At 39.1% G+C, this 23,409-nt stretch carries 25 protein-coding genes; 12 read left to right on the forward strand and 13 right to left on the reverse strand.

Annotated elements, in window-relative coordinates:
* Positions 1 to 53: 53 nt before the first annotated feature.
* From NMG88_RS04275 to grrP, 3 genes are all read right to left on the reverse strand, one after another.
* Positions 54 to 2,360, reverse strand: coding sequence for a phosphodiester glycosidase family protein (locus NMG88_RS04275; protein ID WP_227381916.1), 2,307 nt, complete (start codon positions 2,358 to 2,360; stop codon positions 54 to 56).
* A 191-nt stretch (positions 2,361 to 2,551) separates the two neighbouring features.
* The gene (locus tag NMG88_RS04280; RefSeq protein ID WP_027249251.1) at positions 2,552 to 2,758 is read right to left on the reverse strand and encodes a hypothetical protein; all 207 of its coding nucleotides are present in this window, start codon (positions 2,756 to 2,758) and stop codon (positions 2,552 to 2,554) included.
* 161 nt (positions 2,759 to 2,919) lie between these two features.
* A complete protein-coding gene (gene grrP, locus NMG88_RS04285; RefSeq protein WP_042152120.1) occupies positions 2,920 to 3,816 on the reverse strand; it encodes an extracellular substrate binding-like orphan protein GrrP in 897 nt (298 codons plus the stop codon).
* Positions 3,817 to 4,036: 220 nt separating this feature from the next.
* Between grrP and grrA the strand changes: the two genes are divergently transcribed.
* Positions 4,037 to 4,399, forward strand: coding sequence for a GrrA/OscA1 family cyclophane-containing rSAM-modified RiPP (grrA, locus tag NMG88_RS04290; protein ID WP_042152122.1), 363 nt, complete (start codon positions 4,037 to 4,039; stop codon positions 4,397 to 4,399).
* Positions 4,400 to 4,474: 75 nt separating this feature from the next.
* A complete protein-coding gene (grrM, locus tag NMG88_RS04295; protein WP_042152124.1) occupies positions 4,475 to 5,677 on the forward strand; it encodes a cyclophane-forming radical SAM/SPASM peptide maturase GrrM/OscB in 1,203 nt (400 codons plus the stop codon).
* A 188-nt stretch (positions 5,678 to 5,865) separates the two neighbouring features.
* On the opposite strand, the gene NMG88_RS04300 is transcribed toward grrM, so the two are convergent.
* Entirely contained in the window at positions 5,866 to 6,168 is a 303-nt protein-coding gene (locus NMG88_RS04300; RefSeq protein ID WP_026786602.1) for a hypothetical protein, read from the reverse strand.
* A 177-nt stretch (positions 6,169 to 6,345) separates the two neighbouring features.
* Here NMG88_RS04300 and NMG88_RS04305 point away from each other — a divergent pair, with 177 nt between their 5' ends.
* Positions 6,346 to 6,852, forward strand: coding sequence for a hypothetical protein (locus NMG88_RS04305; RefSeq protein WP_036833625.1), 507 nt, complete (start codon positions 6,346 to 6,348; stop codon positions 6,850 to 6,852).
* Between the two features lie 28 nt (positions 6,853 to 6,880).
* Here NMG88_RS04305 and NMG88_RS04310 read toward each other — a convergent pair whose 3' ends face one another.
* Positions 6,881 to 7,549: a DNA-directed RNA polymerase sigma-70 factor gene (locus tag NMG88_RS04310; protein ID WP_042152132.1), complete on the reverse strand. Its 669-nt coding sequence runs from the start codon at positions 7,547 to 7,549 to the stop codon at positions 6,881 to 6,883.
* Between the two features lie 142 nt (positions 7,550 to 7,691).
* Between NMG88_RS04310 and NMG88_RS04315 the strand changes: the two genes are divergently transcribed.
* The 5 genes from NMG88_RS04315 (at position 7,692) to NMG88_RS04335 (ending at position 12,384) form a co-directional block, all read left to right on the forward strand.
* Positions 7,692 to 8,576 (forward strand): ABC transporter permease, encoded by an 885-nt coding sequence (locus tag NMG88_RS04315; RefSeq protein WP_042152135.1) that lies wholly within the window; start codon positions 7,692 to 7,694, stop codon positions 8,574 to 8,576.
* Between the two features lie 4 nt (positions 8,577 to 8,580).
* Complete coding sequence (locus tag NMG88_RS04320) at positions 8,581 to 9,450, forward strand: ABC transporter permease (protein WP_042152139.1); 870 nt, start codon at positions 8,581 to 8,583, stop codon at positions 9,448 to 9,450.
* A gap of 82 nt (positions 9,451 to 9,532) precedes the next feature.
* Positions 9,533 to 10,615, forward strand: a complete 1,083-nt coding sequence (locus NMG88_RS04325; RefSeq protein ID WP_227397541.1) for an ABC transporter substrate-binding protein — start codon at positions 9,533 to 9,535, stop codon at positions 10,613 to 10,615.
* Positions 10,616 to 10,644: 29 nt separating this feature from the next.
* Entirely contained in the window at positions 10,645 to 11,760 is a 1,116-nt protein-coding gene (locus NMG88_RS04330) for an ABC transporter ATP-binding protein (RefSeq protein ID WP_042152145.1), read from the forward strand.
* 195 nt (positions 11,761 to 11,955) lie between these two features.
* A complete protein-coding gene (locus tag NMG88_RS04335; protein WP_026794061.1) occupies positions 11,956 to 12,384 on the forward strand; it encodes a hypothetical protein in 429 nt (142 codons plus the stop codon).
* A gap of 61 nt (positions 12,385 to 12,445) precedes the next feature.
* Here the strand turns inward: NMG88_RS04335 and NMG88_RS04340 are convergent, their stop codons facing one another.
* On the reverse strand, positions 12,446 to 14,746 hold the full coding sequence (locus tag NMG88_RS04340; RefSeq protein WP_027249246.1) for a cation:proton antiporter domain-containing protein: 2,301 nt from the start codon (positions 14,744 to 14,746) through the stop codon (positions 12,446 to 12,448).
* A 133-nt stretch (positions 14,747 to 14,879) separates the two neighbouring features.
* On the opposite strand from NMG88_RS04340, the gene NMG88_RS04345 reads away from it, so the two are divergent.
* Together NMG88_RS04345 and NMG88_RS04350 are read left to right on the forward strand one after the other, a co-directional pair.
* Positions 14,880 to 15,746: a M23 family metallopeptidase gene (locus NMG88_RS04345; protein ID WP_027249245.1), complete on the forward strand. Its 867-nt coding sequence runs from the start codon at positions 14,880 to 14,882 to the stop codon at positions 15,744 to 15,746.
* A 254-nt stretch (positions 15,747 to 16,000) separates the two neighbouring features.
* Entirely contained in the window at positions 16,001 to 16,537 is a 537-nt protein-coding gene (locus tag NMG88_RS04350; protein WP_027249244.1) for a late competence development ComFB family protein, read from the forward strand.
* A gap of 276 nt (positions 16,538 to 16,813) precedes the next feature.
* On the opposite strand, the gene psb29 is transcribed toward NMG88_RS04350, so the two are convergent.
* From psb29 to hemF, 4 genes are all read right to left on the reverse strand, one after another.
* Positions 16,814 to 17,512 carry a photosystem II biogenesis protein Psp29 gene (gene psb29 / locus NMG88_RS04355; RefSeq protein WP_026794064.1) on the reverse strand — a complete coding sequence of 233 codons (699 nt, stop codon included), beginning with the start codon at positions 17,510 to 17,512 and terminating at the stop codon, positions 16,814 to 16,816.
* Positions 17,513 to 17,598: 86 nt separating this feature from the next.
* Entirely contained in the window at positions 17,599 to 18,765 is a 1,167-nt protein-coding gene (locus tag NMG88_RS04360) for an RNA-guided endonuclease InsQ/TnpB family protein (RefSeq protein WP_027249243.1), read from the reverse strand.
* 308 nt (positions 18,766 to 19,073) lie between these two features.
* Positions 19,074 to 19,436: an STAS domain-containing protein gene (locus NMG88_RS04365; RefSeq protein ID WP_026786590.1), complete on the reverse strand. Its 363-nt coding sequence runs from the start codon at positions 19,434 to 19,436 to the stop codon at positions 19,074 to 19,076.
* A 55-nt stretch (positions 19,437 to 19,491) separates the two neighbouring features.
* Complete coding sequence (hemF, locus tag NMG88_RS04370) at positions 19,492 to 20,460, reverse strand: oxygen-dependent coproporphyrinogen oxidase (protein WP_430204103.1); 969 nt, start codon at positions 20,458 to 20,460, stop codon at positions 19,492 to 19,494.
* 383 nt (positions 20,461 to 20,843) lie between these two features.
* On the opposite strand from hemF, the gene NMG88_RS04375 reads away from it, so the two are divergent.
* Together NMG88_RS04375 and NMG88_RS04380 are read left to right on the forward strand one after the other, a co-directional pair.
* Positions 20,844 to 21,905: an Mrp/NBP35 family ATP-binding protein gene (locus NMG88_RS04375; protein ID WP_026797809.1), complete on the forward strand. Its 1,062-nt coding sequence runs from the start codon at positions 20,844 to 20,846 to the stop codon at positions 21,903 to 21,905.
* A gap of 210 nt (positions 21,906 to 22,115) precedes the next feature.
* Complete coding sequence (locus tag NMG88_RS04380) at positions 22,116 to 22,298, forward strand: hypothetical protein (RefSeq protein WP_026797810.1); 183 nt, start codon at positions 22,116 to 22,118, stop codon at positions 22,296 to 22,298.
* 118 nt (positions 22,299 to 22,416) lie between these two features.
* Here NMG88_RS04380 and NMG88_RS04385 read toward each other — a convergent pair whose 3' ends face one another.
* Genes NMG88_RS04385 through NMG88_RS04395 form a run of 3 tightly spaced genes read right to left on the reverse strand, consistent with a single transcriptional unit; the run spans position 22,417 to position 23,280 of the window.
* Complete coding sequence (locus tag NMG88_RS04385) at positions 22,417 to 22,737, reverse strand: nucleotidyltransferase domain-containing protein (RefSeq protein ID WP_026797812.1); 321 nt, start codon at positions 22,735 to 22,737, stop codon at positions 22,417 to 22,419.
* A 46-nt stretch (positions 22,738 to 22,783) separates the two neighbouring features.
* Positions 22,784 to 23,056, reverse strand: coding sequence for a hypothetical protein (locus NMG88_RS04390; protein ID WP_043938623.1), 273 nt, complete (start codon positions 23,054 to 23,056; stop codon positions 22,784 to 22,786).
* 50 nt (positions 23,057 to 23,106) lie between these two features.
* Complete coding sequence (locus NMG88_RS04395) at positions 23,107 to 23,280, reverse strand: hypothetical protein (RefSeq protein ID WP_158442153.1); 174 nt, start codon at positions 23,278 to 23,280, stop codon at positions 23,107 to 23,109.
* Positions 23,281 to 23,409: the final 129 nt, after the last annotated feature.

Genomic DNA, 23,409 nt, shown 5'->3' on the forward strand with positions numbered 1-23,409 from the left:
TAAGAATCTATATTAGTGCTACAGCTTAACATATATCTCTAACTTGGGGTTTTTTAGCGCCGAAATACCCCTAAACCATTGTGAACTGGGGCGGCGGTATCGGGGATGCGGTTTAAAAGTTGACCTCCTAAGACTAAATTCGTCGAACTTCCCCCGTCTAAATTTAACGCATCAGTGGCTCCTAATTGCTGCATTAAGAGTGCCATTTCGGTTAATTTGGCCCCCACCCCTCCGACGCGGTTATGGACGGTGGCAATCAACCATTCTCCCTTGGCGGTGATCCCGACACTACTGCGAATGGCAGACTGATCGGCAAAGGCGGGACTAAACCCTTCGGCGATCGCATCTACCACCACCTGGCCGTTTTGTAATAATAATGGCCCGCCGCCTAAAATATGGGGAAAGGAATTAAAATCTGAAGGCGTAGTTTGGGATTGAATTTGAATAGATGTGCCCACAGAAAAGGAATTTAAAACGCTACGAAATGAACGTAAGGTTAATAAATAACCAGTTTTAGGAATAGGAATAGTGGCGGTCGTATTTGTTTGTTCGAGTTGTTGTTTAACAATATTATTTTCTACCACAATTATAATTTCATTGGCGGTTAATGGGGTATAACTTTCGCCCCAGTCGGGAGTATAACGAGCTATTCCAGCTTTCACATATCCGGTATTGAGTAATTCACAATCTAAGGTCTGTCCCGATGATGAAATCAGGGTTTCTTTTAAACTTAAACGAGCAATTTTGAACTGTCCTCTATCATTCCAAGCGATCGCTCCTCGGTTTAAAATTGGCCCCGAAAACCATTTGTTTTCCCGCCGAATTGCTCCTAAAGGTAAAAGATTATTCCGGTTAAAATATCCGGCATTAATTGCCCCTATACATTGACTATTATCAACGGTTTTGGCTAAACTGTCAATGCCTTTCATTCCCGTTTGACTTGCCCAAATTGGTCGTAAAGTCAAGCCAAAATCCGAATTTACAATTAACCAAACCACGGGAAAACGGCTATTATTTAAAGTAATATATTGTTGTCGCCAACGCAATCCTTTTACCCAGGTAATATCCCTTTCTATTAAGGCATCTTGGCGCAATTCAACTACAATACGATTGGGATTATTCAAGGTAGAAACTTTCACCCCATAACCATCGGGCAAAGTTCCTTGAATCATTGTTTGATTATTCGTAATTTTTACCAAAGGGCGAGAGGGTTTTTGAGTTGTTACTGCGGTTTCTCCTTCATTTTGCTGTTCGGAAGTTCCAGAAGTGGGTGTAGGTTGAGTCGGGTATTGAAAGGGTTTAGCAATTGTTGGATTTGTAATTCCATCTACAACAACTTCCCATTGCGTATTTTGTTGATAGATTTCCCAGGGAGTCGGTTGATTTAATGTTATTGTCATTTGAGAAATATTAGCACGTTCTTCAAAATTTATGGCTTGAATAGTACCTAGTTTAGAAATAATATTAAGGGTATTTTCTTGAATTTCCAAATCCCAGGCTGATAATTCTGCTAATTGATCAATTTTTAGATAACGATATTCGGCATCAAAAAAAGTCCCCGGAGTTGAATGCAAAGCAAACCAATTCAAGGGTTGAAGACTAAATTCCGTTGTATTTAAGGGATTAATTCCTAAAACTTGGATAATTCCTTTATCACTAATTCCGGTATTTGTAGCAATTCCTGAATTCCATTGACTCCAGGGTAATTTCCATTTTCTCCCATTAACAGAAAGATGGGTTCCTGTTTTAATAATTCCGGGGTGAGCTAAGGATATAATATAGGGACAAATAATTGGATTAACTTTTTTTAGTAACACTAAAGCCTGATAAATAATACTAACCAATTCTCCCCGAGTTGCATTAGAATTAGGATTAAAAAGTTGGGGATAGGGGTAATTAACTACCAATTCACAACGAGTGGCTGTAATCATGGCCTGAGTCCCATAGCTAGGAATGGTATCCCCATCTTCATAAATATTTTTTAAGTTTAAACTCTCTCCTTGAGGTAAATTCAAACCCGAAACTAAAGCCAATAAAACCTGTAAGCGAGTCACCGGACTTTGAGGAAGAAACTGTCCATCAGGAAACCCCGAAATAAAGCCAGATTGATAGGCAATTTTAATTGCTTCCGCCGCCCAAAACTCCTTGGGTACATCCTTAAATGGGATATATTCACGTTTAATAGAAGTGGGAAATGCCACCTTTAAAATAGTAGCAAATTCCCCACGGGTTAGATTTTTGTCGGGGCGAAATGTGTTATCTTTAAATCCACTAATTAAACCTTGAGCTTGCAAACGTTGAATAAACGGACGCGCCCAATGTTGGCTAATATCTGAAAACAACGGTTGTGAACTGGTCATATTATTAAGGGAATAGGGAATAGGGAATAGGGAATAGGGAATAGGGAGGAAAAGATTGTACTATCTAGGTTTAATTAAATAAATGAGAAAACTGTAGGGGTTTGGTCTCTAAACCCCAAGCATGAAAAGGGTTTGAACTCCAAAACCTTACAATAAGATATTACAATCTATTTAAGATTGCCACATCATCATCAGGATTCCTGATTTTCCATAACTTTTTGCAGTTTCTCCGCAATATCTTGCCAATTTTGAGCTAGATCTGTACTCCGATCTTGCCGCAAAAATTCTGCTTCTTTAAAACAATGATGGGCTAAAGAATGCACAAGATTTTTAATCCCATGTTCCTCAATTAATTGATTTAAAGCCCGAGTTAACTTTTCGCTTTTAGGTTCAGTCATATTCTGATCAACTCATAATTCAGTGGTTACAACTTCTATAATACCGCTATTTGTTACCCGATAAATATGAATATCATATTTCTATAATAAATTCTGTTGTTGGGCTTTATACCCTACTTAAGAGTGCTAAAGCACAACAACGAACAGTTATAATCACCTACTTAGTTAAGTTTGATTTGTTCCCTGGAGTTAATTACACCTTGAAAGTAATTTTTGATTAAATCATTATCTATTGTGATCACACCATCTTTTCCAAACCATTGATCGACAATAGCCACTGATTCTTTATCTCCCATGACATAACCTTGCATCAATTTTACGATCGCAAAATTTACCCGATCTAAAAAAGCAGAATTATTTTCAGGGACAATACAAGCAATTCCTTCCCGGGCATAGGGAAGATTAGGAACTACTTCTAAAGCATCACGGTTAGGGAGGGTCTGTCGAGCCCCTTCTAGCAAAACCCCATCGGAACCAAAAGCATCAATTTTACCCTGTTCTAAAGCGGCAATTCCCTCGCCAATAGTCTTAAATCTGACTATTTTGGCTTGGGGTTGTACGACTTGTATAGTTGATTCACTGCTGCCATTTTCTAATACACCAATTTGCCGATTTACCAAGGATTCTGGTGTGCCTAAATTACTTCCTTTTTTAACTAATAACCGGGTTCCTGTCACCCCATAACTCACAGAAAAATCGACATAGCGATCGCGATTCCATGTAAAAGTCACATCCTCACAGACAATATCAACATCCCGCGATAATACCTTGGGAATCCGATCACCGATGCTAATAGGAACCAGTTCTAAAGTGATTTCCCGTCCTAAATCCTTGGCAAGTTGGGCTTTAATTTGATTCAGAATATCAATGGAATAACCAACTAATTCATCCTGATCATTGACATAGGAAAGGGGAATAAAATCCGTCTGAACTCCGGCAGTTAATACCCCAGTTCGGGCTACTTTTTCCATTACTGTTTCTGCCCAAGCCGGACTTGATAGACCCAGGGACAAAACAGCACTCAAAGCAGCGATCGCAATTTTTTTAGATAAAATCATTTTTTTCCTCACACAACTTTAATCAAGTTTTCTTAAGAAAACCCACCCGATTATATCAAAATTTATGTTATAGTGCAATAAAAATTATCAATAAAAGGATTAACCATTTTGAGCATTAGTACAAAAACTGGATTAGTGGGCTTTTTCTTGGCTCTTGGCGCTTGATATCAAAATTTATGCTATAGTGCCATGAAATTTATTAATAAAAGGAGTAACCATTTTGGAAATTAGCACAAAAATAGGATTAGTTGGCTTTTTCTTGGCTCTAAGTGCCTTAAATATTCCGGCGGCTAATGCCACAGTCCAAACAACAGATTCAGCCATCCTATCTACAACAATTGAGTCCCGTTTGTCAAGAATCACAGAGAGTTTAAAACAGCGAGAAAACCAATTGCAAGAAAAAACGGAAGCACTACAACCCGGAGAACAAATCGCCAGGGGAGTCTGGGGAAATGGTGGGGGACGGGGAGGCTGGATTAATCGCGGAGGTGGCGGCTCCTGGGGAAATGGGGGTAGTTGGCGCAATGGGAATAACTGGCGCAATGGTTGGGGTGATGGGGGGCGCTTTGTGAATTTCCGTTAGATTTTTTCTCTCTCAAAAAGCGTTGTGATTTCCAGCAACGCTAATTTTTTAATACTTTTAAATTAATTAAAATCAATGATAAATCCAACTTTATTAAATCCTAAAAAGATTGATCTTAGCAAATTTGGCCCGATTAATTTAGTCGTAATTCAAGGCACATCTTTTTGTAATCTCAATTGTGATTATTGTTATTTACCTAACCGAGACTTGAAAAATACCCTATCCTTAGATTTAATAGAACCTATCTTTAAAAATATCTTCACCTCTCCGTTTCTAGGTGATGAATTTACCGTTTGTTGGCACGCTGGAGAGCCTTTGGCGGTTCCGATTTCTTTTTATGAATCGGCATTTCAACTAATTCAAGAAGCCGATCAAAAATACAATCAAAAACAAGTAAAATTTTGGCATTCAGTTCAAACAAATGGCACATATATTAATCAAAAATGGTGTGATTTTATTCAAGAACATAATATTTGTGTCGGGGTGAGTTTAGATGGGCCCCAATTCATCCATGACGCCCATCGCCAAACCCGAAAAGGAACAGGAAGTCACGCCCAAACTATGCGAGGAATTTCTTTCTTACAAAAAAACGATATTCCTTTTTATGTGATTTCCGTTGTTACTCAAGATTCCCTGAATTATGCTGATGAAATCTTTAATTTTTTCAGGGATAATGGGATTTATGATGTGGGATTTAATTTAGAAGAAATTGAAGGAGTAAATCAATCATCAACTTTAGAAGCTGTGGGGACATCGGAAAAATATCGTGCATTTATGCAGCGTTTTTGGGAATTAACCTCAGAAGTGCAGGGAGAATTTAACCTGAGAGAATTTGAAGCAATTTGTGGTTTAATTTACTCTAATTCCCGTTTGACTCAAACGGATATGAATAACCCTTTTGTTTTAATTAATATTGATTATCAAGGGAATTTTTCTACCTTTGACCCCGAATTATTATCGGTGAATATTGAACCTTATGGCAATTTTATTTTAGGAAATGTATTAAAAGATAGTTTTGAATCAGTTTGTGATACAGAAAAATTCCAGAAAATTTATGCAGATATGCAGGAAGGAATTAAATTATGTAGTGAAACCTGTGAATATTTTGGAGTTTGTGGGGGCGGTGCGGGAAGTAATAAATATTGGGAAAATGGAACTTTCGCCTGTAGTGAAACCATGGCCTGTCGTTATCGAATTAAAGTTGTAACCGATATTATTTTAGATAAATTAGAAAATTCTTTGGGTTTAGTTGAAAACTGTTATAGCAAGAGGCAATAGGGAATAGGCAATGGGCACTCTTGTAAATACTTACTGTGAGCAGCTTTTAGCTTTCAAGAATGTCCTAATAGATGCGGCAACTGCTATAAGTTGTTAAGCATCTAAATTATTATAGTGCTACCCATTGGAAAACTTCTGATGTTGTTTTTAATTTCAGTTAACACCAGAAGTAATACAGTTTAGTCAAATTAAACCGTTAACTGACACTGAGGACAATTACATCCTCTAATTGGGCTGTTGCTATGATCAGTTGTCCAGTTCGAGGCTAAGGTAGGAGAGATTTGATTGAGACTCAAAGATGGTTTAATGATGGTTTGAGAAGGAATTTGAGGGGTTAGAAATACAATTTTAGCGGGAATAATGGGCATGGATTGAGCAATTAACCTATGGGTCTGGCGAGAGGCGAATATCGGTTGTGTAAGTGTCAAAACCGAGATAATAAAAACACTCAATGCTAAAGTAAAAATAGGAAATTTTTTGAGCAATTGCATAGGGAAAATGATCACAATATTGTGTTTTAACCTGTTACCTATTTGGGCAAATTGGATCAGGATGATACATTGATTATAGAACAATTATCAATATTCTATCCTTAAATTGATAATTTAGCTTAAACTGGTTCACATCAACTGATCATAAATTTTGTAAAGATTAAAGGACAACGAATCATGAAAGCAACTGTATCCCGTTTGATCGTCTTAATACTTGCTATTGGTGAAGTGTTTACAAGTCTATCGGCGATCGCCTTAGCAGGTGGCCCTCCTCCTGGGAAACCCACACGACCCCAAGCCGCCCCTGCAACTACCCAACCCAATTCTAACTCTAATTCAGAAAAAGATGATCTTCCCCCTAGATTTCCCTTACCCAGTGCGAGAGTTGGTGCTGTAAATGGAATAGTCACTATTAAGTTAATTAATAACAGTAATACACCCATTCAATATCAACTAATTGGAGGAACTCGTCAAGAATTATTAGCCAAAAATGCCACAATTCAAGTCCAAGGTTCACCCCCAATTACACTTACCTATCAACGCCAGGATGGAGGTTCTTTATTAGTCATACCTAAGCAAACTTCTCCTGGAGTTTTAGAAGTGCAATTTGAAGTCACAAACAATTTTAGTCTTGATACAAGATCCATGAATATTACAGAAGCAGGATCGGTATTTTTAAATTAATTTAGATTCGGCTACCGCACCTCTAAATTTAAGACTTTAAAATCTGTTGATTGATATCGGGATCTGGGGTAAAAATTGGGCTATTTTCATTGAAATAAATTTCCCGAATATCAGCAGGTAAACTTTCATCTAAGGTGCGATAGCCTCCTTTTAAGAGTTCCTTGACTTCATTGGGAGAAACCAACTCACCTTCAGCTTGTAAATAAGCAGAAATTCGAGTTTCACTCCAATGAAAGGTTTGTGCCATTACCAGAATTAACCTTAATAAAGGTTCCATTCTATCTAACACTAATCCGACATAACACCAAAGAGGAGGCGGCGCTGCTGATAAGGAATATTGGATAGATTCCACAGGAGGTAACTCCCCTTGATTAATACAAACTGCGGTAACATTAATTAACCAATTTTGTAGGGTATTTCCCCCCTCTGTGCTGTCTTGTTCTCTTAAATTTAACGGACGCATTTCATAAAAAATATGTCGCCAGGTTTGAGAGAATAAATAATCCGCTTGTACAGGCGATCGCACTGAATGACGAATTAAAGTATAGACAATTAAACCGTAACGGCAGAAAATAGCAACAAAGTATTTCCCCTGATCAGGATAATTCTGAAACAGAGTTAACAATTCCTGGTCTTTATGATGAAATAGGGATTTGACCAGTGGATGACCAGATTCGGGTATTTGAAGCGTTTGCACGGCAACTCACAGCAAATTTTAGCTGGATAGTGTTTTCCGGTTGCATCATAGCTGATCTTGGAGCTAAAATCAACTCTTGAACCTTTATTCGTCATTTGTTGAGGTTATAACCGATTTAATTCAATATTATTGATTTTAATTTATGGATTTTTTACTCAAAAAACAGTCCCATTCTACCCTAGAAACTAGAAAAACCAGAAATCTATTAATCCTATTACTTCCTGCTACAATTTGGTTACTAATTTTCTTTATTATTCCTCTGATTATTGTCTTAGTTTATAGTTTTTTAGAACGAGGAACCTATGGGGGAGTTACCTGGGAATTTACCTTAAAAAATTATCAACGATTAGTCAATGATTTATACCTGAATATTTTTTGGCGATCGCTAGGACTTGCCTCCTTAACCACCTTAATTTGTTTAATTATTGGTTATCCCTTAGCCTTTTTTATTGCCACTTCTTCGACCCGTTGGCGAAACCTGTTATTATTTTTAGTGATTATTCCTTTCTGGACAAACTTTCTAGTTAGAACCTATGCGTGGATAATTATTCTTCGTTCTGAAGGAATGATTAATACCATTTTACAAAGTTTAAGTTTAATTCAAGAACCTCTGAATTTACTTTTTACTCCCTTTGCCGTTATTGTTGGTTTAATTTATGGTTATTTACCCTTTATGATCCTACCATTATATGCTACCATTGAACGATTAAACTTTTCTTTAGTTGAAGCGGCTCAAGATTTAGGTGCAAACCATATTAGAACATTTTTTGGAATTATTTTACCCCTAACTTTACCCGGAATTATCGCCGGATCTATTCTAGTTTTTATCCCAGCTTTAGGTGCATTTATTACCCCGGATATTCTCGGAGGAGCAAAAACAGTTATGGTGGGAAATTTAATTCAAAATCAATTTTTACAAGCCCGAGATTGGCCATTTGGTTCGGCTTTATCAATGGGATTAATGGTATTAGTATTAATTCCTGTTATGATTTATTTTAGAAGCTCTAACACAGATAGTTTATATTAAAACAATGAACATTAAAACCCTAGATAATTTTATTCATACTTGGGGGGAAACCGGATTAAAAATACAGGCTACCCTAGTTTTTTCCTTTCTTTATTTACCGATTTTAATTTTAATCATTTATTCCTTTAATGACTCTCGATTTAATTCAAATTGGACAGGATTTACGTTGAAATGGTATCAAAAGTTATTCAGTGGCTTAACAGAAAGTACCGCCGATATTTCTACCCAAAGTCTCTGGGATTCCTTGCAAAATAGCTTAATTATTGCGATCGCTTCCACCTTAATAGCCTCCATTTTAGGAACAATGGTAGCCTTAGCTTTAGAACGCTTTCGATTTCCAGGATCTAAATTATTAGAAGCGTTATTATTATTGCCTATTATTATTCCTGAAATTACATTAGGCGTTTCCCTATTAGTCTTTTTTACCTTAGTTTTTAGAATCCTAGAAAATCTTACCGGAATTCACTTGACTTTAGGCTTACCATCGGTAATTATTAGTCATGCCACCTTTAGTATTGCCTTTATTACTATTACGGTTAGGGCGCGTTTATCTGACTTAGATCCAGCTTTAGAAGAAGCAGCGTTAGATTTAGGAGCTAATGAATGGAAAACCTTTTGGCGCATTACCTTTCCCTTAATTTTCCCCGCTATTTTAAGTGGTGCATTATTAGCTTTTACAATCTCTTTGGATGATTTTGTTGTCACCTTTTTTACAACTGGAGTAGGTGCAACTACCCTACCTTTATTTGTATATGGAATGATTAAATTATCCGTCAGTCCAGTTATTAATGCCATTTCAACTTTAATGTTACTCGCTTCTCTTTTCCTGGTAATATCATCTTTAAAATTACAAGATGGAGTCAAGGTAAAATAGCAAGCAGTGACCCTCGCATTACTTGTATTTAAAATTAATCAACCCATAACTCACCCTAAACGTTGATATTGACTTATAGAACATGAAACGAATTTTAACCTTAATTCTGCTATTTTGTTTAGGTGTATTTTTACCCTTTGGCTGCACAGCTAATCAGTCCAGCACACCCCCGACTGCGCCTACAGCAAATGTTCTCAATATTTATAACTGGTCAACCTATATTGACCCCGAAGTTCTTAAAGCCTTTGAACAAAAATATCAAGTTAAAGTTAATTATGATACTTATGATAGTGCCGAAAGTCTTTATGCTAAATTAAAAGCCGGAAACCCAGGTTATGACGTGGCATTTCCCCCTGATTATATGGTTAAAATCATGGTAAAAGAGCAAATGTTAGAAGAATTAGATCCGGCTAATATTGCTAATATTAAAAACATTGAGCCTAAGTTTCTAAATCCTCCCTATGACCCGGGAAATAAATATAGTATTCCCTATCAATGGATCACGTTAGGAATTGGCTATAATCTCAAAAAAACCGGAGAAGAAATTAATAGTTGGTCAGCCTTAATTGATCCTAAATATAAAGGTAAAGTGGCTTTATTAGATGATATGCGCCATACAATGGGGGCTGTTTTAATGTATTTAGGCTATAGTCCCAATACAAAAAAACCCGAAGAAATCAAAAAAGCCCAAGATTTCCTAATTAAAAATAAAGATAATATTGCGGCTTTTGCCCCCGATACAGGTCAACAATTATTAAATCAAGGAGAAGTTAATTTAACCATGGAATATAGTGGGGATATTTTTCAAGTTATGGCAGAAAATCCCGATTTGCGATATGTTATTCCCAAAGAGGGAAGTATTATTGGTATGGATAATATGGTTATTCCCAAAGGCGCACCTAACAAAAAACTCGCCGAAACCTTTATTAACTTTATTTTGGAACCGGAAAATAGTGCTAAAATCTCTAATTTTATTGATTATGCTTCCCCCAATAAAGTTGCTATTGATCAAAAATTAATTGACGCTGAAAACTTAAAAAATCCTGGGATTTATCCCCCCCCAGAAATTTTTGATAAACTCCAATATCTCCAAGATTTAGGAGAAGCCACCCAATTATATGATCAAGCTTGGACAGAAATTAAAGCTGGTGTGGGGAATGGGTAATAGGTAATGGGTAATGGGTAATGGGTAACATGAATGCTGCTGTTGAATTATTGAACGTTTCTAAGTTATTTAAAGGATTAAATAGCAAGGATTTTTTGGCTGTTAATCAATTGAATTTGCAAATCAAAACCGGGGAATTTTTCTCCTTATTAGGGCCATCTGGTTGCGGAAAAACCACAACATTAAGAATGATTGCTGGATTTGAATATCCCACTTCAGGGGAAATTTTAATTCATCAACAACCGATGAAAAATAGTCCTCCCTTTCATCGTCCAGTTAATACCGTCTTTCAAAATTATGCCTTATTTCCCCATTTAACCATCGCGGAAAATATAGCTTTTGGACTAGAAATGGAAAATTTGCCCCGTCCCCAAATTAAAAGTAGAGTTTTAGAAGCATTATCGTTAGTTAAATTAACCGATTTTCAAACTCGTTATCCCCGTCAACTATCCGGTGGACAACAACAACGGGTCGCTTTAGCTAGAGCATTAGTTAAACAACCAAAAGTGTTATTATTTGACGAACCTTTGGGGGCTTTAGATTTAAAATTGCGAAAAGAAATGCAGTTAGAACTCAAAAAAATGCAGCAACTATTAGGGATTACTTTTGTTTACGTTACTCATGATCAAGAAGAAGCTCTAACCCTATCTGATCGAATTGGAATTATGAATCATGGAGAATTATTACAAGTAGGAAACCCGATGGAAATTTATGAATATCCTCAGACTAAATTCGTTGCTGATTTTATTGGAGAAACTAACTTTTTCACGGCAAAAGTAACCGAAACCAAAGCACAACAAATTACTGCTTTAATTGATGAACAAATCCCGATTCATTTGACAGTATCTCAACCGATTATACCAGGACAAATAATTAATTTAGTCATTCGTCCTGAGAAAGTAACTATCTATCCTAAGACCCATGAAAATTTAGGAAATTATCAAAATGTACAAACCTGGGAAGGAACAATAGAAGAATCTGTTTATCTGGGAACAGATACCCGTTATGGAGTGCGTTTAACTGATAAAATTATAATGATTATTCGCCTACAAAATTGGCATCAAGATCAGTTACAACAATTTAAAATTGGCGACCGAGTTAACATAGTTATTTCACCGAATAGTATTAGGATAATTGACAATTAAAAACTCAATTATGATAGATTTCACTCTTACAATATATTTGAAAATAAAAAAACGCCCATCCTAGTGGGCGCTGAATCCGGGTGCAATACTATCAATATTCTAATATGTTATTATAGTTGATTAGAACCATATCGGATCAGGATTTTTAATAAAAATTAACAATAATATTCTCTAAAATTTTTAATTGTTACTCCCATGACTCCAACATTAATCGGACGCTGGCAAACTCGTCTATTCTTATTTGCAACCATTGGTGTTTTAGTAACCTTAGCCTTTTTGGGGCTAAAAATTGGTGATCAACCCCGATCAATTTACTTTTGGGTTTTAGGATATATTACCTGTTTTGGCTTTTTTTGGGACATTCTCTATATTAAAATCCAACAATTTCGCTGGGATCGAGATTGGCCAGGTGCTTTTCAACTCTTAGCAGGAATTTGGGAAGCCTTATTTCTAGTAACTCTGATCAAAACAATTAGTTTACCCGGTCTTTCTGCATCAGAATTTAATTTAGGAATATTTATTTACCACTATAGTTGTGTGTGGATTGCTATTTTTATTACTTCCCAAAGTGTGATGAGAATTTTATTTCCTTACTGGCGTTTTCGAGGGGGACAATTATTTTAAGTTTAGGGTGTATGAGATCTTCTCCCCTACACCCCTTTCAATATCTTAAAATACCCGCGGATCAACCCTCAACTATTTCAATTTCCTTTAAAATTTTTAAGGACGGAATATTAATTGGAATCATTTCTCTCCGGGCTTGGTTTAAATCATGAAAACTCCCACATAATAATAGGCGATCGCCCGCTTCTAAATCCAAACTTCGATTCGGCCAGCGATAAAATTTATCCTCTCGACGTAGGGCTTGAACTTGTACCCCAAACCGATTTGCTAAATCTAATTTAGATAAAGATTTACCGATCACCTGACTATTTTCTGGAATATTTAACCATTGACAAGAAATACTTTCCGCCGGAATTGTGACTTCCCCTTTCGCCAATTGATCCAAAGTTTCTAAAGCGGCGGCTTCCCCCACCACCAATAACTTATCATCTTTTTCCAAACGAACTTGACCATCGGGATAATCAATTTCTTCTCCCGTAAAGCGTCGAATAGCCATGATACTAATTCCCGTCATCGGACGGATATTGCTTTCTTCCAAAGTCATTCCCATCAAAGGAGAATTAGTAGGTAAAGCATACCATTTACTATTCATTTCTTGGGTAGCTTGCTGTAAATCTCGCGCCACTTCTTGAGCCGATTGTTTTGGACGAAAATCCGAATACTGACTTTGACGAATTTTCTGCATTTCCTGTTGAATTTTATCCCCTCCTAACCCCATTTTTGTTAAGACATGATTTGATAATTCTAAACTGGCTTCAAATTCGGGTTGTACTACTTCTTTCGCCCCTAATTGATATAGTAACTCAATGTCCTTATCCCGATCTGCGATCACAATTACATCTAAATTAGGCGAAAATTCCAATGATCTTTTTAAGCATAATCGGGTACTCATGGGGTCAGGAAGGGCGATCGCCATGGATGCCGCCCGATCCACCCCAGCGGCTTCTAAAACGTGCAAACTAGCTGCATTTCCATATAAATAAGGAATCTGATTATTTCTTAATTCCTGTACGGTTTTTTCCGATTGATCTATGACAATAACCGCATAATTATGACTTTGTAAAAGTCGAACTAAATTACGACCAACCCGACCATATCCACAGACAATAATATGGTTTTGTTGCGGTAAATCTTCAGCAATATTAGTGATTTTTTGACTATTTTCTAAAAGGTTAGATAAATCCCATTTTTCCTCAATCCAATCTAATAATTTTGGGGCAAATTGCAAAATAAACGGGGTAATCATTAAGGTTAAAGCCGTTGTCCCCACAATTAATAAATAAACCCGTCGGGACACTAACCCTAATCCTTGTCCCGCACTGGCTAAAACAAAAGAAAATTCTCCAATTTGAGCCAGTCCTAATCCGGTAATAATTGAAGTTCGCCAAGAATAGCCAAATAGTTTAACAATTGGAATAATAATTAAGGTTTTTCCGGCGACAATTAGCAACATTAAACCAATAATTAGTTCTAAATGTTCCCAGAGAAACACCGGATCAATTAACATCCCCACCGCGACAAAAAATAAAGCCGCAAAAATATCGCGAATCGGTTCCACATAGGTTAAGGTTTGATCGGCATATTCTACTTCAGAAATCATTAACCCGGCTACAAAAGCCCCCATTTCAATCGAAAATCCTAAATGTTCTGTTAACAGCGCAATTCCTAAACATAGAGCAACAACTCCTAATAAAAATAGTTCTTTACTTTCGGTTTTTGCTAAGAATTGTAATAGTTTAGGAATCACCCAAATTCCCGCAACTACGGCCCCTAAAGCGAATAATCCAATTAATAAAAGCGATCGCCCCACCGCTTCAAAAATAACTCCTCCTTGGGGTTGATTTAAAGCTGGTAATACCGCTAACATTAATCCCAAAGCTAAATCCTGTACCACCAAAATCCCTAACATAATCTGTCCTGAAGGAGTCGCCATTTCATTGCGTTCCATCAAACATTTCAGGACAACGGCCGTTGAAGATAGGGATAAAATCGCTCCTAAAAATATGCCTTGAATGGGAGAAGTATCCCAACCTAAAATCCCCATAGTTAGGGCGGTAATTAATATCGTAAAGATAATTTGTAACCCGCCGCCTCCTAAACTAATCCCTTGGACTTTTTTTAACTCCGCAAAAGAGAATTCTACCCCTAAAGCAAATAGCAGAAATGCCACTCCAAATTGAGCCAGGGTTTCAACTTGAATTAACTCTTTAATCACCCCTAATCCACCAGGGCCAACAATGATCCCGCCAATCAAATATCCTAAAATCGCAGGTTGTCGCAGTAAGGAGGCTAGAAGTCCGCCAATAGTTGCAGCGGCAAGGACAAGGACTAAATCTACAATTAAACGAAAGTCTTCTGGCACAGTTAATTTTAGGTTAAATAACTCAATGTAAAATTATATTACTAATTCTTAAGATACTAGAATTGTTAAGATTCTGGGATCAGTCCTAAAATTTTAGGGGGATGACCTATCAACATTGGAGACAAAATAGAACATGAGAATCAGAGTCCCTCGCGGGATCAAATCGTTTGTTTTAGCCCTAATCACCGTTGGGATAGTTCTTTGCCTTCCCGGACAGGCGGCTCTGGTGCGGGTGAATCCTACCGTCCCAGAGTTAGGAAATACCTTGTCTGTGGTTTTGGATTCCCCCACTTCCCCAGCCCCTACGGTGACTTGGCAGGGCAAAACCTACCCGATGTTTGCCATTGCTCCCAATCGGATGCGGGCTCTATTACCGACGACACCCTTGGATCAGCCCGGGACTAAACCCCTACAAATTAATGATGGGACACAGGTACAAAACTTAACAGTACAGTTACGCGATCGCTCCTTTCCTACTCAGTCCATTTGGCTCCCCCCCGATAAAGAAGGACTCGAAGGTACGGATCAAGAATTTGATCGGGTGGATGCGTTTAAGGCCTTGGTGACTCCCGAAAAATACTGGAAAGGCCCATTTTTACGCCCCAATGCCGGAGAAATTACTACCATTTATGGCGTCCGTCGTTACTACAATGGAGAATTTGCCGAAGATTATTACCATCGGGGTGTAGATTATGGTGGAGCCATGGGATCGCCAGTGGTCGCCCCGGCGGCGGGACGAGTTGCCTTGGTGGGACGAGAATCTCAAGGCTTTGAAATTCATGGGAATGTCATTGGTTTGGATCACGGTCAAGGGGTGGCTAGTATTTTGATGCACCTCAACCGGATTGATGTGAAGGAAGGGGATTTTGTCCAACCTGGTCAAGTGATTGGCACGGTGGGATCATCGGGGGCATCAACGGGGCCCCATCTGCATTGGGGTCTCTATGTCCAGGGTAAAGCTGTTGATCCGGTTCCCTGGCGATATGCGGCCATTGATTAAGACGATCAACTCCCCTAAATTCACAGAGAAATAGCCACCGGTAAGTATGGTATTATCGGGAGATGTGCCAAAAACTGTAAACTGATCGTGGCTTGGTTTAGGCTAATTCCCTAAGTATTTAAAAATTTAGGTGGCTCTCGTTTTCCCTATCTATGGGGTGACTTCCAGTAGTGAAGATCCCAAAAAGCCTTTTTTTAGGGAATATTGAGGGGCATAGCAGTTAAAAAAACAATGATGCGAAGTGCAACAGCATTATGAGTATTGAAAAAATTGTTGAGCAAGCGTTAGGGGACGGGTATCTGACCCCCTCGATGGAGGCGGAGGTTGGAAAAATTTGTAACACCGCTTCAGAACTGTCCATTGAAGAATATATGGCTTTGGATCGGTTGATGGGTGCTTTGTTAACGGGTGAAGTCGTTGTTTTACCCCGCAAACAATTTATTAATGTCATGGAGGAATTAGTCCTGAGTGAAGCGATCGCTAAGGTGGCAGAAATCGAAGAAAACAGTGATCAAACCCTAGATGTCGGAGATATTGCTGCCTATGCCTTAAACCGTCTTCCTCCCCTTTATGCGACTACCGAAGAAGGGGCGCAATTCCAACGTTCAAGGGCAAAAGAAGAACTGCAAGTCCTGATTTCTGGCCAAATTGAAGCGGCGATTGAACGGAACCTCAACCGGGTTGCCCAAAATCAAACCGTTTTCGGTAAGGCTGTTGGCGACACGGTATTAACCCAAGTGAGTGCCTTGTTACAAACCTATGCCCAAAACTACGAACGCACCAGCAATTAAAGCCGGAGATTAAGACTCCCCCGCTTACCTTCTGGGTACAGAGCAGGGGAGTCCTGTTTTTACCCCATTCACAGAGGCTATAAATCTCAGCACAATTCAGTCTATATAGCAGGGAACACCGGAACAGCCCCCCAAACTCCCCGTGCACGCAGGGCTAGGGGGGAAGGGAACACCGGGGGAAATACTTCACCGTCTGGGTTCCAAGATCCGTCTGGTGTCCTAACTGCCTTGGCGGTTGCTATATCTTGCTGTAAGGGCTGTAAAATCTGGAAGATATCAGGTATCTTGTTGGGAAGTCCCGACGGCTTGATTGGCACGATTCTCCCGTTTCTTGCGTTCGGCTTGGGTCATTTCTTCCATCATGATCCGAGCTTGGGCGAGTTTTTCCAGATTGCTGCGATAGAGATCTAAATCCTTGAGCAGTTTGTCTTGGGGTAAGTTTAGGACTTCGGCCAGTTGACCTAAGATTTCTTCCCTGGTCGCCTTGTCCTGAATGCTTTTGGGATCAGCCTGTTCTAAAATGGTAAATAAACCAATGGCAAATAAACGACTGTATTTGAACTTGGAATTACTGATAATCCGTTGAAAATGCCCTTGTAACTCCTGATCTGACCCCCCATCATTAGGAGATTTTAAACTGGCAATTAAGTCTTTAATTGATAGATTTTGGGCCAATGCCTGTAAGCGTTCAGCATCACCCCGATACCGTTGGGGGTCATCTTGTTCAGCTTTGATCAGAGCATGATAAATCGATTCTTGATCAGATAAGGGATCATACCCCTGCATGAAGCGATCAAAAGCCGTTACAACACCCAGGGCATAAATGGGGTCATAGCTAAAATCAACATTGACCGAGAGCAGGTGCATTTCCACCATCAACTCCTCAACCACACGACGATAGATCGAGTTGATAGGGCGAGTATGTAGACTGTAAAAAGTGCGCTTTGTATCTGAAACCGTGCGGATGTTGTTCACAAGCCAATATTAAAAGGGACTGAATATTATTCTAATTTTTGGCGGTCGGATTTTAACGCTTTCCGATACAAAAAAGCTAACAAATGCTAACTATTGTCCGCTTTTTCTTCCTGTTTCCACCTGGAAGTGTCGGCACTATCCAGTCCACAGGCTAACACGACTAATCTAGCCGCTTCTTGTTTTAAATTAATAGCAGCATTCAAATCTCTATCACACTCAAAACCGCAGTTATTACACTGGAACACTCTTTGAGACAGTGACAGAGATAATTTTTTCTCACCACAACTAGAGCAAGTTTTACTACTGGGATAAAATCTATCCACAATCACTAACTTACTACCATATAGTTGAGTTTTATATTCTAACTGCCGACGGAACTCATAAAAGCCCATGTCAGCTATAGCTTTAGACAACTTACCGTTAGCTAACATTCCTGATACATTCAAATCTTCTATCCCTATAACTGCGTGGTTTTTGCTGATATAAGTGGTGATTTTATGTAATGTATCTTTCCTAATGTTGGCTATTTTTTGGTGTAGTCTCGCTATTTTTATTTGGGCTTTTCTGGAATTATTTGAACCGACTTGTTTGTGCCGATTCAAGTATTGCATTCTTGCTAACTTGTGTTCATACTTTTTATAACTTTTTGCTCCATCAAATACTTCTGTTGTTGATAATGTTGCTAAATGATTTATTCCTAAGTCAACTCCGACAAACTCTTGTTTTTTAGGGGTTTGACTGGTTTCTACTTCTATTTTCCAAGAAATAAACCACTTGTCAGCTTGTTTACTGATTGTGACTGATTTGGGTTTATATCCAAACGGTAAAAGTTCATAGGTCTTTATCCATCCAATTATCGGAACTTTCACTTTTCCATGGTCAATATGAACTGCACCATCTAATGTAAAAGAATCATGTCTACCTTTTTTCTTGAAGTTGGGAAATCCTTTAACTTTTTTGAAAAAAGATTGAAAGGCATCTGACAAATATCTTAATGCGTACTGAGGAGCGCATTTAGATACATCATAATACCAAGGATGGATAGATTTAACTGCTGCTACTAACCATTTATGTAAGTCTATGGCTGTGGGAAATTTGATTTTGTCATCAGGATTAAGTTTATTATGTATGAGAACCTGTTCACATAATCCTAAACCTTGATTCCAAGCGTGTCTGGCTATTCCTGCGTGTTGCGCCAGTAGTAGACGTTGTTGCTTGTTGACCTTCAATTGAGTCTTGAATCCTAGTAGCATGATTAGATTTTACACCAGCCCGACATTGTTACAGAAAATCTGACTTTGGCTGCAAGCATAAGTAGGTAATTGTTAGGAATTGTTAGCTTTTTAACTACTGTTAATTTACCCTCCACTCCTGCTGATTAGTCGAAGTCGGGAATTAGATTCGGTTATTTTCAAAAACGCTGTTGTTTTGTGGCAATGTTGCCTTCAAATCCAACTTAAACTCCAAAACCCATTGGTCAGCCGCGGGTAGAGACGCACCTAAGCACGTCCCTACGGCCTAATGGCGACCTTTGGAGTGAGAAAACCAGGATATTTTAACTTCAACTGGCCCTTACTCCACCATCAAGAGCTTCATCTTCTGTCTCAAAAATCTCAAATACAGAATCCATCATGGTCACCTCAAATACCAACTTGGCTTCGGGATGAACATTACAAATTCGGAAACTTCCCTTCACTTTGTCAGCATCTCGCATTCCAGCAACCAGTGAAGTCAGACCTGAACTATCAATAAAGTTCACTTGACCTAGATTTACCACGACATGGCGACTCAATTTAGATATACATTCCTGCAACTTGAGGCGGAATTGCCAAGCTGTTGTGATGTCTAGGCGTCCTGTTGGTGCCAAGACAATGACCTTTGTGCCATCCTGGGTCGTATGTTCTTTTTGATCGATATGAATCACTGACCGTCCCCTCGGAATTTTTGATATTGCTTTGGTTGCTTATCTGATCTGTAGTTTAACTTAGACCTGTGAATTGGGAGCAGTCTGTGTTCACCCAATCTTGAGGCTTCAAGAAAGTATCATACAGTTCTGCTTCTGGAGTCCCTGGTTTTGGTTCATAGCCATATTCCCATCTTACCAGAGGCGGTAAAGACATGAGAATTGACTCAGTGCGACCATTGGTTTGTAAGCCAAAAATCGTTCCGCGATCATAAACCAAGTTGAATTCCACATATCGACCCCGCCGATATAATTGGAACTGCCGTTCTCGATCTCCATAGTCATGAGAACGTCTGCGTTCTACAATCGGGCAATAAGCGGGAAGAAAAGCCCCTCCACAGTCTTTTGCAAAACTGAACAAAGAGTCCCAATCTTTCGGATCAGGAATTCCCACTTTATCACTATACAGGGCGGCTGCTCCTTTCGGATCAGGGCCTTTATAGAGTTGGCTTTGTCCATCTTGATAGTCAAAAAAGATACCGCCTACCCCCCGGGTTTCTTGGCGATGTTTCAAATAGAAATATTCATCGCACCAGGGCTTAAATACAGAATAATACTGTGGATCGTGGCGATCGCAAGTTTCTTTTAAAGTTTGATGGAAATAGTGAGCATCTTCGGCAAAGGGATAATAGGGGGTTAAATCAATACCTCCGCCAAACCACCAGACCGGCCCGGCTTCAAAATAGCGATAATTGAGATGTATCGTGGGAATATAGGGATTGCGAGGATGCAATACCATGGAAGTTCCCGTGGCATAAAATCCAGATCCGGCGGCTTCTGGGCGTTGGGCCAGAATCGAAGGAGGCAACTGTTGGCCCCAAACCTCCGAGAAGTTCACCCCGCCTTGTTCAAAGACATCGCCTTCTTGCATGACACGAGATCGACCTCCACCTCCTTCGGGACGCTCCCAAGCGTCTTCTCTAAATTTGCCAAGGCCATCAAGCTGTTCTAAGCCCTGACAAATTTCATCCTGGAGTTGTTTCATAAACTGACTGACACGGGTTTGAGAGTCAGTCGCAGGGATCAAGTGGGGCGTAGTAGTTTCCGATACCTGAGAAGCTGTCATAATTTTTTTAACCTTTTTCGCGATCGCAAACAATGGGTTGCAATCTTACCAAGCGTTATGATCATGTCTGCATTGTGTCCCTTGAGTCAAGTGGCTAACGGGAATTCCTACAGTCAAACCTGGATACCGTAAACCTTTTTTACTTGAATTTTAAGTGGGTTTAAGTCTGTTTAAGACTGATGATCAAAATACTAACACCCTTTGCATGACCCAATCCTTTAATAATTAAGAGGGGAATAGAGTCTGTTTCTCCTAAAATAGCTCTTTGTCCATCCCTCAAACTGAGAACACTTTGATCCAATATGCTTGATCTCAATAACGTATTAGAGGTATTACGACCTGTACAAGACCCCGAACTTCAAAAGAGTTTGGTGGAGTTAAACATGATTCGTAACATTCAAATCCAAGGAGGGGAGGTTAGTTTTACCCTAGTCCTCACTACCCCCGCCTGTCCCCTGCGGGAATTTATCGTCGAAGATTGTCAGAAAGCGGTTAAACAGCTTCCATGGGTGGAAAGTGTTGTTATTGATGTTACGGCTGAAACCCCTCAACAAAAAGCTTTACCAGACCGTCAAGGCATTGTCGGTGTTAAAAATATTCTGGCTATTTCTAGTGGTAAAGGGGGCGTGGGAAAAAGTACGGTGGCGGTGAATGTGGCCGTTGCCTTAGCCCAAATGGGTGCTAAAGTCGGGTTGATTGATGCGGATATTTATGGCCCTAATGATCCGACCATGTTAGGGTTGGCTGATGCTCAGGTTATGGTGCAGCAAAGTCCCCATGGTGAATTCCTAGAACCGGCTTTTAATCATGGGGTGAAGTTGGTTTCTATGGCGTTTCTGATCGATAAAGATCAGCCTGTAATTTGGCGTGGCCCGATGTTAAATGGGATTATTCGTCAATTTCTCTATCAGGTCAATTGGGGTGAATTAGACTATCTACTGGTGGATATGCCCCCAGGAACCGGAGATGCCCAATTAACCCTCGCCCAAGCTGTTCCTATGTCCGGGGTCGTAATTGTGACAACACCTCAGTTAGTGTCCCTGCTAGACTCCCGTAAGGGGTTAAAAATGTTCCAACAGTTGGGGGTTTCGGTGTTGGGAATTGTGGAAAATATGAGTTATTTTATTCCTCCCGATGCCCCGGAGAAAAAATACGATATCTTTGGTTCCGGGGGAGGGGCAAAAACCGCCCAGGAGTTAGGTGTTCCTTTACTGGGGTCTATTCCTTTGGAAATACCTGTCGGAGAAGGGGGAGACACGGGGGTTCCCATTGTCATTTCTGATCCTAACTGCGCCGCTGCTTTAGAATTAATTGCGATCGCCCAGCGTATCGCCGGAAAAGTCTCTGTCTTCGCCTTAACTTAGGTTTTGATTGTTAATATATAGGGGTGATCCAACCCCTATTACTGTCAATTTATAGACCGTAGGGGCGGGTTTAGAGAGATTATTGGTGTGATGTCAAAGATTGACCCGAATTTTAATTTCGGAAGGTTCAGCCGTTTCAAAAAATAATTCAAGAGCTTCGATTAAATTTAGTCTGGCTTCCTCAACATTATTTCCTTTGGGAGAATAACAATGTATAAAGATCCAATTTTAGAAGAAATCCATAATTATAGAGAGGAGTACGCAAAATCATTTAACTACGACCTCAAGGCTATATTTGATGATTTGCGAAATAAGCAAATGGCTAGTAGCCGAAAATTTGTCAAACTTCCCATCAACCGCTTAACTAATGCACCCCAGCACCCAACAGTGTGATCAGTTAGTAGTTGGGCTTTAGCCCTTATTTTTGCGCTTAAGCGCAACTACCGCATTTAAACTTTGTTGTGCTTTTAAGAGTAATTCAAGTTGATCGTTAGTCATGGTGTGATAAAATCTAAAGTAAAATACCTTCTTTCCGAATATTTCTTAATAAAGGGCCTTGACGATGTAAAAACCGATTTTCTTCCATAAATATACAGTTAATAACTTCATTATTTTGCAAAGATAAATCGGCAATCAATTGACCTGTGCGTTTAATTTCTTGCCCGACTTGAACAGTTCCTTTCAACACCACTAATACATCAATATCTGAACCAATATCTGCATCTCCTCTAGCTTGCGAACCGAATAAAATTAGGGTAACTAAGCGGTTTTGATAGAGTTGCTCAAATTCGGTTTTGAGTTTTTGTATAATCTGTTGGATTTTGGGGTTCATTTTTTTCTTTATGTAACAAAAATTTAAGCTATTCTTCAAGTTGTCACTATTGTTGTTTAATAATTCTATTGGGCACACCATACAAATAATAATCAATATTTTCCGCAAAATCTTTAGGAAGTTTTTCCCATTCTTCGGGAGGAACTTCTGATATAATTTCATCGATCATATTTAGGATAGAATTATCAAGTTTGGGCGGCGTTAAATCCGTTGTGTTTCTGGTTTTGACTCTGGTTTTCAGGAAAATCAAGAAGTGATAAACTTCCTCAATTACAAAGTCGGGTGTAGTTTCGAGTTCTTGAATAAGTTCTTGTTTCATAATATAGATTAAATTTTGGGGTTGATGTTAACCCAAATATGGGGTTAAAACTAGGAGAATAACTGGCGGAAAAATTGCTTGATTTGACTAAACCAGCGACGGATTTTTTGCCACCGGGTCGGGGATGGCGGAATGGGTGGGGTTTCGAGTTGCTCAAGGGCGCGATCGCATTCTTGGATTTTGTGGTTGTCAATTAGACCGTAGGGGCGGGTTCTAATAGACATAACAAATCCCACCATAAATCTTAATAAACCCGCCCTCTTTGTATTAACATATTTGGGGAAAGAAAGGGCGGGTTTAGAGAGGTTATTGGTGGGATGTCAAAGATTTACGCGAACCCGCCCCTACATTTT

The sequence above is a fragment of the Planktothrix agardhii genome (assembly GCF_904830935.1).
GTDB lineage: Bacteria > Cyanobacteriota > Cyanobacteriia > Cyanobacteriales > Microcoleaceae > Planktothrix > Planktothrix agardhii.